Genomic DNA, 13,053 nt, shown 5'->3' on the forward strand with positions numbered 1-13,053 from the left:
TCTGGGCTGAATGTGCATCAAATTACCTCCATCCCGCAAAGACGTGGCTCAGACGCCCGGCCGCGCCACTTGTCGAGCAACGTCAGCAAATCGGAGCGCGAGAGCCACGCGTGGGGGCCGTCGGGCCAAAAGCGCATTATTGCCTTCCAGATCTCCTTATCATTGGTTCTGCGGCCGCGGTTCGGGCGGCGCAGCGAGAAAGGATTTACTCGCGGCGAGTGTAGCCTCGGGCCGGTCCCAGGCGGTATCGTGGCCCGCGTCTTCGATCACGTCCATCCGGGCATCCGGGAGCAGCCCTGCGTGCCGGGCCTGAAGCGGCGACCGGTCCAGTTGTTGCTGCCCCCAGCCAGGATCAGGACGGGCCGGGGAAGGCGAGGCCGTGCGTCATGGCGCCGAGCGCGGCCGCCGGGTCGCTCCAAAAGGTGTCGCTCGCGCGGCTGCCGAACCGCCAGGCGGGGGCGTCGTAGGGCTGCCCCGGGCGATGGTAGGGGTTCGCCGGATGTGGTCGGCAAAGGAATGAACGACGGCGCCGACAACACTATCCCTGGCGGCGTCCGCATCTCCCGTGACACCGCGGGCGCGGAAGCCGGCCAAGAGGCCGGCCCAGACCCCCCGCGGGTTGCGGGAGAGCGCGGCGCGCCGGGTCTCGAAGCCGGCAAGTCCTTCCGTATCAAGGAAGCTGGGCTTGATCAGAACGGCGCGGGAGATCGCCCCTGATCGGTGGCCAAAATAGGCGGTCGCCGGCATCGCGCCCCAGCAATGGCCGATCAGCACGACAGGGCCTTGGCCATGCGCCGCGATCAGTGCGTCAAGGTCGGCGAGGTGATCGCTCACGCCCAAACGATCCGGCGCCACCCGCTCCGACAAGCCCGCACCGCGCTGGTCGTAGAACAGGACACGGTGCGTCTCGTTCAGCCCCTAAAGCGCCAGCAGCGAGCGATGGTCGCCGCCGGGCCCGCCATGCAGAACGACGAAAAGCGGCGCACTTTTCGGGACGGCGACGCGGCCATGCAGCACGACACCCTCACCTTCGAGACGTGGCAGGGAGGGATCGCCGGTCACGGTGGCCGGCACCTCCGGGGACCCCCGCGTGATCCACAGGAGAATGGCGAAAGCCAAGGCGGAGAGACCGTGGAGGGCGGCGATCGGTGCAATCATGGGGCGCAGCATAGGGGTTGTCCCAACGTCATGTCTTAGGACAATCTGCCAGTGCCGGTTCGGCGGGGGCATGGCCGGGCGCATCGAGATCCTGATCCGAGGAGATTGCCGCATGTCCGATCAGACTATGGCCGCCGGTTTCGCGGCCGCGCTCCTTGACTATGCGGTGGCCGAAGGTGTGCCTCGAGACAGCTTGCTGGCGGCATCGAGGCTGACGGAGGACGATCTGGCGGATCAGGACACCCGCATCCCGGTTGCCTCCTACCGGACCCTCATCGCTACCGGGATCGAGGCGACGGGCGACACCTCGCTGCTCCTGCGACACGTGCTGGAGACCCGGCTGGAGATGATGTCGATCGTCGGCCAGATCGTGCATGCCTCCACCTCCTTCCCGCACAGTCTGGACCAGTTGAACCGCTATTCGCGCCTCATGGCCGACGTGCCGATCCCCGGGGGACGGGACCGGTTCGAACTGGTGCGGGACGCGGACGCGGTCTGGCTGGTGGACCACCGTCCCTGCGACGGCAGCTGGATGGCCACGGAGGCGAGCTTCGCGCGGTTCATCTCCGAGTTCCGCCGTTCCGCGCCGGAACACCCGTTCGAGCGGGCGCTGGAGGTGACCTATGCACCACCGCCGCATGCCAACCGCTACCCGGAGCTCTTCCGGGTGCCGGTCACGTTCCGCGCCGCGCGCAACGCGCTCCGGATCAATCCGGTCTGGCTCGACGAGGCGTTCGACGGCGGCAAGGACTACGTCTTCGGCATCTTCACGCGCCATGCGGACGCGCTGCTGGACGAGCTTGCGACCCGTGACACCATCCGGTCTGCCGTGGAGGCACGGATGCTTGCGGAGTTGCACGAGGGCACGCTTTCGATGGATCGCATCGCGCGCGATCTCGGCATGAGCCGGCAGACGCTCTACCGCCGACTGAAGGACGAAGGCGTCACCTTTGCGCAGGTCCATGACGACCTGCGTCGCCGAATGGCGATGGATTACCTGAGCGCAGGTAAGGTCTCTGTCGGGGAGACAGCCTACCTTCTGGGCTTTTCGGAAGCCTCGGCCTTCGTGCGGGCGTTCCGGCGCTGGACCGGCGCCAGCCCCACCGCGTGGCGCGGCGATTGATGCCGCAGGTCAAACCGCTGATCCCTGCGGTCATGCCGTCGAGCGGTGCGGGCGGGTAACTCCTCTCTCGACACCCCTGGTCGTCGAAGGAGACATGACATGAAACCGATGCTGATCGCCCCCATCTGCCTGACCGCCGTGCTGGCGGGCTGCGCCGAGATGGGCGCGGATGTGGACCCGATCCTGGACGGCGCGCCGCGCGCGCAGTTCCAGAGCGACCTCGCGGTCTGCCGAAGCCTTGCCCGGAGCCAGTCGCAGCTGGACCATGACATGATGGCCGCAGCCGTCATCGGCGCCGGGATTGGCGGCGTGCTGGGCGAGATCAATGAAGAGGGCGATGCGCTCGGCGGGGCCGTCATCGGCGCGCTGGCGGGCGCGGCGGCGGGCGCGTCCGAGGCCAGCGACACGCGAGAGGACGTCGTCCTGAACTGCCTGCGCGGCCGCGGCCATGCGGTCGTGAACTGAGGGAAGAAGCCATGCATGATGTCCGCACCCGAATGGAGGGCCTGCACCACCTGCTGACCGGGGGGACGGTCCACCCGACAGAGCGGCGCGCGTCTCCGCCCCGGCGCCTGTGGGGCGATCTCGGCCTACCCGAGGGGAGGCCGCACAGCTCGCGGCGATCCCGTCCGGCGCGCCTGCTGCGGTGGTGAGGGACCGGTCCATGAGCCAGATCCTCGCCTTTGCCTATGCCGGGCTGACCGCACTGCCCATGCTGATGCACCTGGGCGTCGCCGCCGGTGCCCCGCTCGGCCGCCTGACGGTCGGCGGCCGCTTTCCCGGCCGCCTGCCGTCGGCTTGGCGGGCGCTGGCGCTGGTCCAGGCCGCGCTGCTCGCCACCATGGCCGGGGCGGTGCTCGCCAGGGCCGGCATCGGCGCGGCGCCGCTGGCGCCTCTGTTCTGGCCCGCCCTCGCGCTCACACTGCTGTCGCTCGCCGCGAACGCCGCCAGCCCGTCGCGCCCGGAGCGCCTGCTCTGGACGCCGGTCCTCTTCCTCATGGCCGCCGCCGCGCTTGGCGTCGGCCTGTCATGAACACCGGAGACGATCCATGAACGTTCTCGTTGCCGGCGCGACCGGCTATCTCGGGCGCTTTCTGTGCGCCGAATACGCGCGGCGCGGCCACCATGTCACCGCGCTGGTCCGCGACGCCGCGCAGGCCGGGAGCTTGGCCGATCTCTCGGTCGAGGCCGAGGCCACCCGGCCCGAGACGCTCGAAGGGATCATGGATGGCGTGGATCTCATCGTCTCGTCGCTTGGCATCACCCGGCAGGCCGACGGGCTCGGCTACCGGGAGGTCGACTTCCAGGCCAACCTGAACCTGCTGCGCGAGGCCGAGGCCGCGGGCGTCGGACGCTTTGCCTACGTCCATGTGCTGAACGCCGATGCCATGACGGGCGTGCCGCTTGTCGATGCCAAGAGCGCCTTCGTGGACGCGCTCCATGCCTCCGACATGCCCGCGACCGTGATCGCGCCCACCGGCTACTTCTCGGATATGGGCGAGATCCTGACGATGGCGCGCAATGGCCGCGTCTGGCTGTTTGGGGGCGGGGCGCATCGCCTCAACCCCATTCATGGCGCCGATCTGGCGGTGGCCATCGCCGACGCGACCGACGCCGGGAGGGGCTGGGCCGAGATCGGCGGCCCCGACGTGATGACCCAAGGCGAGATCGCCTGCGCCGCCTTCGCCGCCCTCGGGATCAAGCCGCGCATCACCTATCTGCCGGACGCCCTGCGCCGGACCGGGCTCGCCGTCCTACCGCTCCTGCCGCGCCACGTGAGCGGCCCCGCGCGCTTCTTCCTGACCGCGCTCGGAATGGACATGGTCGCGCCCCGCTTCGGGACGCGGCGCCTCACCGAACACTTTGAAACCCTCGCCGCAGAAGCGGCTCGCCAACCGAAAGGACTCCGCTCATGACCCTCCGCATAGCCGGCGGCCTCGCCGCCCTGATCTGCGCCGCAACCTACCTCTTTGGCTTCGCTATGCTTGTCACCGTGCTCGCCCCGTTGGGCTTCGGTTCGGACGAGATCGACGTCGCTGCCGTCGTGGCCTTCATCGCCGAACGGCCGGGCGTGCTGATCGCCTGGAACACCCTGATCTACGTCGTGAACGCGCTTGCGCTCGCGGTTCTCGTCGTGGCGCTCTGCCGGCAGATCGCCAGTTCGCGGCCCGACGCCGCCGCCCTGACCGGGGCGATCGGGCTGATCTGGGCCACCCTTGTCCTCGGGGCCGGCATGATCGCAAATGTCGCCGTCGAACGGACACATGCGCTCGCCGCCGATCCGGCGGCCGCGGCCTCCCTCTGGCAGACGCTGCACGCGGTCGAACTGGGCCTCGGCGGCGGCAACGAGATCGCCGGCGGCGCATGGATCCTGGCGGTCAGCCTCGCCGGGATTGCGAGCGGTCTCCTCGGCCGCGTCACGGCCGGGATCGGCGCAATCAGCGGCTTCGCCGGGCTCGTGACCATCCTGCCGCCGCTCGGAGAGACCGCCGGCGCTGTCTTTGGCCTTGGCGCCATCGCGTGGTTCGTTGCCGTAGGTATCGTGCTTCTGCGGGGCGGCCGAACGACGTTCGTGAAGGGGGTCAGCGCATGACATCGCTTCGGACCCTGACCTTCGCTTGCGGCCGTATCTCCGGCCTTCGCTGAGCCGGGGAACCCGCCTTTACTGTCAAACGGCAGGGCTGGTCATCAGGTCGCTACCGGGTGGACCTGAACTGCGAACCCCTCGTCCGGCGCAGGTGGCACGAAATGGCGTGAGATCTGCCGGAACTGCGCCTCGGTCACGGCGAAGAGATGCAGGCCCGCGTCGTTCCGGGCCCTCAGCCGCGCGAGGCAGACCTCTTCGGGCACGTCAAGCAGGTGAAGCACATGCGCGGCCTCCGTTTCGTCGAGAAGGCCGCGCATCCAGGACCGCGCCCCGGTGGTGTTCGCTTGGAAGTCGAGGACCACCGAGACGCCCGCGTTCAGGAGGTCCGTGACATGCGGGCCGACGATACCGCGCAACAGACCGGCGCAGCGGACGTAATCGTCGATCGACCTCAATTCCTTGCCGTAGAGGCCCGAGAGCCAGTGGTCCTCGCGGATGACCACGGTCCCGGGGCGGCGACCGAGCTCGGTGGCGAGCGTGGACTTGCCTGAAGCGATCCGACCGCAGAGCAGGTGAAGGGTCGTTTGCCCGGCCATGTCTGGTCCCCTTTTACGTTATGCAGGCTGCGACTGGGCCTTGTTGCACGAAGCCTGCCCGGGATTCACATTGAGTGTCCTACGGCGTAGCTGGGTGGCATGCCCAAGTCTGCACCCACCCGCTACCGCACCCGGAACTGGTCCGCCTATAACGCGGCGCTGCGTGAGCGTGGATCGCTGACCGTCTGGTTCGACCCGTCGACACCCTGGCACGCGACGTCATCGGGTAAGCGCGGCGGCCAGCTGATCTACAGCGACGCCGCGATCCAAGCCTGTCTGACGATCAAGGTTCTGTTCGGCCTGCCGCTTCGCCAGACGACTGGCTTCGTGGCAAGCCTGCTGAAGCTCGCAAAGCTCGATTGGCCGGTCCCGGACTTCTCGACGCTCTGTCGGCGGCAGAAGACGCTGGCTGTGCAATTGCCCTACCGTAGCAGCAACGGTCCGCTGCATCTGCTCATCGACAGCACGGGTATCAAAGTCCGCGGCGAAGGCGAATGGCATACGCGCAAGCACGGTGGTTCGCGCAGGCGGGTTTGGCGCAAGGTCCATCTGGCCATGGACGAGGCGACCTTGGAGGTGCGAGCTGTCGAGATCACCGGCAGCGGCGTGGGCGATGCGCCTGTGTTGCCTGATCTACTCGCCCAGATCCCCGAGGGCGAAGCGATCGCCTCGGTCACGGCTGACGGCGCCTACGACACTCGCGGCTGCCGCGACGCCATCGCGAACCGGGGCGCGGACGCGGTCATACCGCCCAGGCGCAACGCCAAGCCGTGGAAGAAGGATAGCCCCGGAGCGGCAGACAGGAACGAGGCCTTGCGCGCCATCAAGCATCTCGGCAGGGCTATTTGGCGGCACTGGACCGGTTATCATCGCCGAAGCCGCGCCGAGACCAAGATGAACTGTATGAAGCTGCTCGGCCAGAAACTGATGGCTCGAGACTTCGATCGCCAGACCGCCGAGCTTCAGGTCCGCATCGCGATCTTAAACCGCTTCACCGCACTCGGCATTCCCGTCACAGAACCCGTCGTCTAAGCCGCTCGGGGTAAGGGGAAACTCAGCCTTCAGGTATTCCGTGCAACAGAGCCATATGAAGCAACCTTTGATTGTCAAAAATTGGGCGCAGAAACCGTGATAGTGGCTGGTTGTAGCGGTCAAGGAAGGGAAGGGCGGGAAGCCGACCTTCGCCGCAGTCCGCGCCGAAGTCCGCTCAGCGGACGAAGCGGCCGATGCCCGGCTATGGGTGAAGGTCGACTTTGGATAGCCGTGTCCAGTTAAAGCCCATAAAAAGGACCAGTATCACAGCTAATGTTGTCGAAACGGATTTGAGTATTGTGGCCGAACTGGCAGCATAGACCAATGGAACAGAAGCCTCTGGCCAGCTCCAGATCATCGCTATGATACCAAGGTTCTCGACATAATCGAACAGGGCGCCAACAACCGAAAAGGCGATGCCAAAGCGGGCAAGTTTCCTGTTTGGCATACGTTGTCCAAGCCAGCAGATCGCGGCAACCATAGTCAGTGCCAGCATTGCTGGATAAATGGTGTCCAAAGCGATCTGGCGACTGAGGTAATAACCGCGCCCGTCCACTCCCAGCGCGTCAAGAAGCGCCGTTGCCTCAGTCGGGCCATAGCCGGACGGACGCATGTCGAAGGGGACCTGTCCCGAAACCGATTCGATATGAGCAAGGGTGACACTTATCATCAGCATATAGATAGACACAGCTATCAAACCTGAACCAACTGCAATCATTCCAATGTGCTTTGACCGAATTATGTTCGTCATTTTTTAAATTCCCTGACCTGTGCTATACATGCCCGCAGAGGGTTTCGCCCGCATTATCATTTGATAAGGCACACGAAGATGGATTTGCGGACTTTCCTGATGCAATCATCTGACCTGCCAGACATGGCTTGCTCGGATGATTTTTCATCTGCTTGGAAACGGCAGCGTTTGATAAAAGGGGCGCACCTAACCCGCCAGGAACAATCCGCAACAGATGAATTTATACTTTTGGAGGGGTGCTTGGCGAGTAGTATCTGCGACCAGGACGGCAAAGAGATTTGCGTTAGTTTCTATGTCGGTCCCTGTGTTGTAACGCCAAATATTGCTCGAACACGCAACGGCTTGTCGCTTGTATCCATTGTGGCAATGACCGATTCCGCGCTGGCACGGATTGACAGTGAAGTGCTTTCAAATTGGATGATTTTGGCTGAACCGGTCCGCAATTGGGCCAACGGCATTCTGCGGGAAGCATTGAGCCGGAAGGTGGATCGAGAGTGGTGTCTCGCCGCTCTTAGCGGGGCTGAGCGGCTTACTTGGTTTCGCCGGGCATATCCCGGCTATGAAGACATCTTTCCCCATAGGTTGATTGCGTCCTATTTGGGCGTCACGCCCGTCACAATGAGCCGCCTGCGCACGAGCAATAAAATCCGATAGGAAGCTGCCATTCGTGCGACACGCAGCATCGGTCGAACCGGGCTCGAAGCTGCTTTTCGCCGCGAGTTGTATGAACGTCTGATCTATTCTGGCCAGGCCGCACGCCCAAATACGCCACCTAACGCTATAGAAAGGAAGCCAAATAACGGTGAAAGTCACAGAGGTCGGCAGAAGCAGGGCCTTCCAATAACCCCATCCAGAACTACGAGAGTTGTTGAAGGGTTTTGGAGGCAGGGCGCTCAGAGGCATCTGGCCCCTACAGCCCGGCCGCCTTGGTCAGGTTCACCCGGAACCGGTCCCGGCGGCGCTGGTAGCGGCGGGTCATCTCGGCCGAGGCATGGCCGAGCTGCTTCTGAACATGGCGCTCATCGATTTCGGCCGAAGAGGCCAGTCCGGCGCGCAGCGAATGGCCGGAGAACAGCGCGCGGCGCTCGGCCTCTGGCAGGTCGGAGCGCAACCCGGCCGCCAGCGCGGTGCGCTGGACCAGCCGCGCCACGTGGCGGTCGTTCAGGCGGCGCGGCAGCGTCCGGCTGCCGTCGCGGCTGACGGCGGTGAAGAGCGGCCCGAAATCGATCTTCGCGAAGTGCAGCCAGCGCTCCAGCGCCCGGACCGGACAGGTGGCCTCGCTCGAACCGCGCGCAATCTCGACCGCGCGCCAACCGGTCTTGCCGCGCAGCGTGACGAGCGCGCCGGCCTCCAGGATCTCGACCCAGCCGGTGCCGTCCATGGTGTCGTCCTTGGCCCGATCAAGCCCAACCAGCTCGGAGCGCCGCAGCGCGCCCGCGAAGCCCACCAGCAGCATCGCGCGGTCGCGCAACCCGCGCAGGTCGTGCGGCAGCGTCGCGAGCATTGCCCGCAGCTCATCGGGTCCGATCGCCTCCTTCTGTATCGGTGGCCGGGCATGGCGGCGGCGGATGCCGGCGAGGACGGAGGAGATGTGCCGGTCGCGGCGGTCGAGCCGGAAGCCGCGCTGCGCATAGCCCCAGGAGAGCCCGGCGAGGCGGCGCTCGATCGAGGCCACCGATAACGCGCGGGCCTTGCCCACAGGCGCCGCGAGATCGGTGACATAGAGCCCGACCAGCTCAGGCGACGGGGGCAGGGGATCGGCACCCTTCATCCGGCACCAACGGGCGAAGGCGGTCCAGTCGCGCGCGTAGGCGCGCCGAGTGTTCTCGGCGACGGCGTGGTCGGCATAGCCGCGGGCGGTGTCGACCAGACGGTCGAGCCGACCGGAGCCCGCGACGTGGTCGGGTAAGGCAATTTGGGTGGGGATTTCGGGCGTGTCCGGCATGCCGATGAACGTATCACAATTATGTCCGATAAGGCAAGATTATCGGACATGATGAGCGGCGGCAAAGCGCGGCGGTTGTAGCGTCATAAAGTGGACAAAAGCGCCGTGAAACGGTAGCGCTCGGTGCATGTCCGTGCTCCCAACTTTCGATCGCTCCGCACCCTCTTGGCCTGCCTCGCCAGGCTGGGCCGTTGCAGGCCGCGCCGCCGATATCGAGGACGCGGCTTTCCGCGCCGGCGCCGCGCTGGCGCATCTGCAAGGCGTGATGGCCCAGCCGGGTTTGCCTCTGACGCTGTGGCGCGACCGGCTGACGCTCGACGCCGCGGCGGCAACTGTGAGGTTTTCGGGGCGAGCAGAGTGTTTGGCAGAGCTGCGCGACGCGCTGCATTTGGCGCGTCCCGGCGATCCACCCGGTCCCGCAGGGGAGATCGGCCAGACCTGGCGCCGCGCGGTGACGCGGCCGCTGACCGCGCGCGGCCTGGCGCTTCTCCCCGGCGTCGCGCCAGAGCTGGTCCGGCGCGAACTGGCGCGGACCGGGGCCCCCATCGCGCGGGCCGCGGCCACGCTGGAGACGGTGCTCAGGGAGGCCCCCCGCGCCGAGACGGCGGCGCTGGTCCTCGCCGAGGCGGCGTTGGCCAAGGCGCTCGGCTGGGACCGGATCGTGCCACTGCTGGCCAATGGCCTCGCGCCGCGAGACCTGCGGCGCGATGGGGACGATCTGCGGCTGGCCTGCCACCAAGCCGTGGCCCGAGCCGCCGCCCGGGCGGCCGGTCTGGCACAGGATCTGGCCAGTCGCGCCGCGTGGCTGCACGCCGTGGCGCCGAAGTTGCGCGCCAAGGGCGCTGATGCGGCGATCGAGCTATTTCTCACGCAGGACGCGTTAGCGCCGGCTGCGCTGACCCATCTGATGTCGGACCGCGCTGCGCGGCGGCTCTGCGACCGGCTGGTTTTGCTGGGTGCGCTGCGCGAGCTGACCGGGCGCGACAGCTTTCGGCTCTACGGGCTTTGACCATGGAAATGATCGACCGCGAACTGGCCGATCTGCCGCCCGAGCTGCGCTGGCGCAAATGGATGCGCCGGATCGAGGCGGTGCTGTTCGCAAGCCCCAGGCCGGTGCCGCGCGCCGATCTCGCGCGGGTCGTGGGGCAGGGGGCGGCGCTGGATCTGTTGCTTGACGATCTCGCCGCGGAACTGGCCGACCGGCCCTACGAGGTGGTGCGGGTCGGCGAGGGGTGGTTGCTGCGCACCCGGCCCGCCTATGGGGCGGTGATCCGCGCCGCCGCCAATGTCGGAGACCGGAAGATCGACCTGTCCGAGCGCGATCTCGCGGTGCTCGCTGCGATCGCCTACCACCAGCCGGTCACCCGTGACGGGCTGGCCGAGATCTTCGGGCGTGAGATCTCCCGTGATCTGATCGGGCGGTTGGCCGCACGAGAGCTGATCGCGCCGGGGCCGCGCGCGCCGCGGCGGGGCGCGCCCTACACCTACGTCACCACGCCAAACTTCCTCGTAGCTTTCGGGCTGGCGGACCTGCGCGACCTGCCCGATGCCGAGCAGCTGCGTGATGCGGGGCTGGCGGGATCGTAGACAGCTACGACGTCGACCCCGTTTGCAGAATTATGGCTGCCAGGATTTTTCGTTCCGGGCGCGCGACCCATCTCCCAGTCACACCCAGTGATGACAAGGAGATTTACGATGCAAGACTATGCGGAGCGCATGACCACATTCGTCAGCGAGCAGTTCGCCTATGACCACTTGCCATTGCGCCTTCAAGGCGTTGCCAAGCCGTTCTACGATCTCGCTCTCACCCTTGTCGGCCAAGCTCGTGCAGGTCACGTCCGCGACACCGACGCGCTCGAAGATTCGATTGCCAGGCTGGCAGGTAGTCGCACCTTGGCCATCATCTCGGTTGATAAGCCGCTGCCGCACATGCGGACAGCAAGCTAAGATAGCACTACACAGGCCTTGAACTCCGCCGTTCTTGGACGGCCAGCTGCGAGGGGCATCGGACCGCGCCCAAGACCGCTTGATGTGATCGACGGCACTGCTGTGCGCGCTGCCTCTATTGAAGGGGAAACGAAAAGGCCGGGCATTGCCGCTTGGGGGTTGTCATGTGACCGGCGGCCAGGTGGAGCCGAGGATCCACCCTTCGACCTGTCCCGTCATGGCGACCGGTTCGGGCGCAGGCGCTGCGAAGGCGCCTGACAGATCACCGCTGCGATCGGCCTCCTGGAGCCATCGCGCGATGGCATAGGCGTCATGCTGGTCGGGCGTGCGCGCGTCTCTTGGATAGTTTGCGCTCCAGAGCCGCGGATACGCCTCGACGACAACCGAGGCCCCCGGGGCCGGCGTCCAGCCGTCAAACGGCCAGAAGTGAAGCCCTGGCCTCGTCCTGCGCAACGCGCGAAGCCAGGGGAGTCCGGAGTGGGTGGACTTCGCGACGGAACCCTGCACGTCGAAATGAAACACCGACTTCGCCGATCCGGTGGCCTCCTCGGTCAGGCGGCGCCAGGTTCGCTCGCCAGTCCGAGCCGCCCCGTTCCCGAGGTGGCCATACCGCACGAAATCCACATAGGTGTGCGGCTCGTCCGTCGGCCAATGCGCGCAGAAGTCGTCCAGAAAGCTCGGCCAGTCCGGCGCCAGGCGGTGACGCTCGAAGTAGCGCATCGGGAAGGAGAACGCATGGTCGATACCAACGATCGTCGGCACGTGGCCGTCCAACTCCTGCATCAGCCATTCCGCCAACCCGCGCCGGGTCCAGTATTTCCTGAGTCCCGCCGGCGGCAAGACTTCCTGTGCGATCTCGTCGTTGAGAGTTCGATAAACTCGCAATCCTCGGAGGCTCGCCTCTGCGGTCTCGGCCCCGGAATAATCGATGCCGATGGTGCGGGCGAAGCTGCGCAGCGTATCTGTCACTGGAAGCTCGCCCGAAAGCTCGTGGCGGTCAGCGAGACGTGCGCGTCGAGAGGGGGGCGCAGCTCGAACGCCTTTGGCGCGCGAGCGAATTCGTAGAGCCGAAAGAGATGCCAATCATCGCGGCGCTCATTCGCGACCTCGAGCTCGTTGTGCGAGATGTGGAAGGGGGTGCGCTCCCATCCATTGGTCGTCTTCACTTCGATGAGACGCTCCCGGCCTTCAGGCGTGAAGCTGGCGATATCGTAGCCGGCGCCATCGCCGTCTTCCTTCGAGACCCAGCGGACCCGACGCGCCAGATCTTCGCGGCCGCTTTGCCGCAGGACATCAACTTCACGGCGAAACACCCGCTCTTCGCCGGCTTGGCCCAGAACGCGATTGCGCTCATCCCGGCCGGCCACGTCGAAACGACGTGCGATACGCTGCGTCTGCTCGAGACTTTCCGAGGGCGGTGCGTTGCGCAAAGTCGGCGCGACCCCAATGTGGAGCATGGCGGTCTCCGTCATCTGCGGGAGGGCCTTGCGATGCAGGGCTGCTTCCCATTCCGGGTGCCGCGCGAGCCATCGGGACGCGGCCTTGGCGAGCGACATCTGGACACTGAACCGGGGCAGGTAGCCCTTGATGATCGGCAGCCCTAACCCGAGGCAGGCGGCGGACACGTTGCACAGCTTGAACTCGATCGAACCACGGCTCCGACCGATCTGCTCCTGCAAGGACCTGTTCTGGGCTGCCTTGTTGTAAGATCGCCCGGACAGTTCATCGCTGAGCATCGCAAAGTAAGCCTCCACAATGGCGTCGTTCTCGATGTCTGACCAGTCGCTCGGGTTCATGCCGCCAAGCTAAGGTGGGGCGGGTCGGGTGTCATCAGGCTTCGAAGTTCCGAGGATCGCCTCGGGCACGAAGCCAATCGAGAGGGTTTCCCAAAAATTCTGTCGCTCTCGGCCCAAA

General features: G+C 66.1%; 17 protein-coding genes. 10 read left to right on the forward strand and 7 right to left on the reverse strand.

Features of this window, described 5'->3' with window-relative positions; all coding sequences use genetic code 11:
* Window positions 1-384 precede the first annotated feature (384 nt).
* Together CJ301_RS19375 and CJ301_RS17695 are read right to left on the reverse strand one after the other, a co-directional pair.
* Entirely contained in the window at window positions 385-915 is a 531-nt protein-coding gene (locus CJ301_RS19375; protein ID WP_099278672.1) for an alpha/beta fold hydrolase, read from the reverse strand.
* Between the two features lie 3 nt (window positions 916-918).
* A complete protein-coding gene (locus tag CJ301_RS17695) occupies window positions 919-1,158 on the reverse strand; it encodes a hypothetical protein (RefSeq protein ID WP_162620618.1) in 240 nt (79 codons plus the stop codon).
* 112 nt (window positions 1,159-1,270) lie between these two features.
* On the opposite strand from CJ301_RS17695, the gene CJ301_RS17700 reads away from it, so the two are divergent.
* The 5 genes from CJ301_RS17700 (at window position 1,271) to CJ301_RS17720 (ending at window position 4,874) form a co-directional block, all read left to right on the forward strand.
* Window positions 1,271-2,281: an AraC family transcriptional regulator gene (locus CJ301_RS17700; protein WP_099278685.1), complete on the forward strand. Its 1,011-nt coding sequence runs from the start codon at window positions 1,271-1,273 to the stop codon at window positions 2,279-2,281.
* Window positions 2,282-2,380: 99 nt separating this feature from the next.
* Window positions 2,381-2,746 (forward strand): glycine zipper family protein, encoded by a 366-nt coding sequence (locus CJ301_RS17705; RefSeq protein ID WP_099278674.1) that lies wholly within the window; start codon window positions 2,381-2,383, stop codon window positions 2,744-2,746.
* Window positions 2,747-2,945: 199 nt separating this feature from the next.
* Window positions 2,946-3,314 carry a hypothetical protein gene (locus tag CJ301_RS17710; protein WP_099278675.1) on the forward strand — a complete coding sequence of 123 codons (369 nt, stop codon included), beginning with the start codon at window positions 2,946-2,948 and terminating at the stop codon, window positions 3,312-3,314.
* 16 nt (window positions 3,315-3,330) lie between these two features.
* A complete protein-coding gene (locus tag CJ301_RS17715) occupies window positions 3,331-4,197 on the forward strand; it encodes an SDR family oxidoreductase (protein WP_099278676.1) in 867 nt (288 codons plus the stop codon).
* Window positions 4,194-4,874 (forward strand): hypothetical protein, encoded by a 681-nt coding sequence (locus CJ301_RS17720; RefSeq protein ID WP_021695078.1) that lies wholly within the window; start codon window positions 4,194-4,196, stop codon window positions 4,872-4,874. The genes CJ301_RS17715 and CJ301_RS17720 overlap by 4 nt, the downstream gene beginning before the upstream one ends.
* A gap of 95 nt (window positions 4,875-4,969) precedes the next feature.
* On the opposite strand, the gene CJ301_RS17725 is transcribed toward CJ301_RS17720, so the two are convergent.
* The gene (locus tag CJ301_RS17725; protein WP_099278677.1) at window positions 4,970-5,464 is read right to left on the reverse strand and encodes an AAA family ATPase; all 495 of its coding nucleotides are present in this window, start codon (window positions 5,462-5,464) and stop codon (window positions 4,970-4,972) included.
* Window positions 5,465-5,563: 99 nt separating this feature from the next.
* Here CJ301_RS17725 and CJ301_RS17730 point away from each other — a divergent pair, with 99 nt between their 5' ends.
* Complete coding sequence (locus CJ301_RS17730) at window positions 5,564-6,496, forward strand: IS5 family transposase (RefSeq protein WP_099278678.1); 933 nt, start codon at window positions 5,564-5,566, stop codon at window positions 6,494-6,496.
* A gap of 202 nt (window positions 6,497-6,698) precedes the next feature.
* Here CJ301_RS17730 and CJ301_RS18905 read toward each other — a convergent pair whose 3' ends face one another.
* Window positions 6,699-7,247: a hypothetical protein gene (locus CJ301_RS18905; protein WP_162620619.1), complete on the reverse strand. Its 549-nt coding sequence runs from the start codon at window positions 7,245-7,247 to the stop codon at window positions 6,699-6,701.
* 78 nt (window positions 7,248-7,325) lie between these two features.
* Here CJ301_RS18905 and CJ301_RS18910 point away from each other — a divergent pair, with 78 nt between their 5' ends.
* The gene (locus CJ301_RS18910) at window positions 7,326-7,901 is read left to right on the forward strand and encodes a Crp/Fnr family transcriptional regulator (protein WP_162620620.1); all 576 of its coding nucleotides are present in this window, start codon (window positions 7,326-7,328) and stop codon (window positions 7,899-7,901) included.
* Window positions 7,902-8,157: 256 nt separating this feature from the next.
* Here the strand turns inward: CJ301_RS18910 and CJ301_RS17735 are convergent, their stop codons facing one another.
* Window positions 8,158-9,192 (reverse strand): tyrosine-type recombinase/integrase, encoded by a 1,035-nt coding sequence (locus CJ301_RS17735; RefSeq protein ID WP_099278679.1) that lies wholly within the window; start codon window positions 9,190-9,192, stop codon window positions 8,158-8,160.
* A 127-nt stretch (window positions 9,193-9,319) separates the two neighbouring features.
* Here CJ301_RS17735 and CJ301_RS17740 point away from each other — a divergent pair, with 127 nt between their 5' ends.
* From CJ301_RS17740 to CJ301_RS17750, 3 genes are all read left to right on the forward strand, one after another.
* Complete coding sequence (locus CJ301_RS17740) at window positions 9,320-10,201, forward strand: DUF1403 family protein (protein ID WP_099278680.1); 882 nt, start codon at window positions 9,320-9,322, stop codon at window positions 10,199-10,201.
* An 8-nt stretch (window positions 10,202-10,209) separates the two neighbouring features.
* Window positions 10,210-10,779 (forward strand): SMC-Scp complex subunit ScpB, encoded by a 570-nt coding sequence (gene scpB / locus CJ301_RS17745; protein ID WP_254050199.1) that lies wholly within the window; start codon window positions 10,210-10,212, stop codon window positions 10,777-10,779.
* A 108-nt stretch (window positions 10,780-10,887) separates the two neighbouring features.
* Window positions 10,888-11,139 carry a hypothetical protein gene (locus CJ301_RS17750; RefSeq protein ID WP_099278682.1) on the forward strand — a complete coding sequence of 84 codons (252 nt, stop codon included), beginning with the start codon at window positions 10,888-10,890 and terminating at the stop codon, window positions 11,137-11,139.
* Between the two features lie 162 nt (window positions 11,140-11,301).
* Here the strand turns inward: CJ301_RS17750 and CJ301_RS17755 are convergent, their stop codons facing one another.
* Complete coding sequence (locus tag CJ301_RS17755) at window positions 11,302-12,108, reverse strand: hypothetical protein (protein ID WP_099278683.1); 807 nt, start codon at window positions 12,106-12,108, stop codon at window positions 11,302-11,304.
* A complete protein-coding gene (locus tag CJ301_RS17760; protein ID WP_099278684.1) occupies window positions 12,105-12,935 on the reverse strand; it encodes a DUF3883 domain-containing protein in 831 nt (276 codons plus the stop codon). Before CJ301_RS17760 ends, CJ301_RS17755 begins: the two co-directional genes overlap by 4 nt.
* Between the last annotated feature and the right edge of the window lie 118 nt (window positions 12,936-13,053).

The sequence above is a fragment of the Limimaricola cinnabarinus genome (assembly GCF_002723615.1).
GTDB lineage: Bacteria > Pseudomonadota > Alphaproteobacteria > Rhodobacterales > Rhodobacteraceae > Limimaricola > Limimaricola cinnabarinus_B.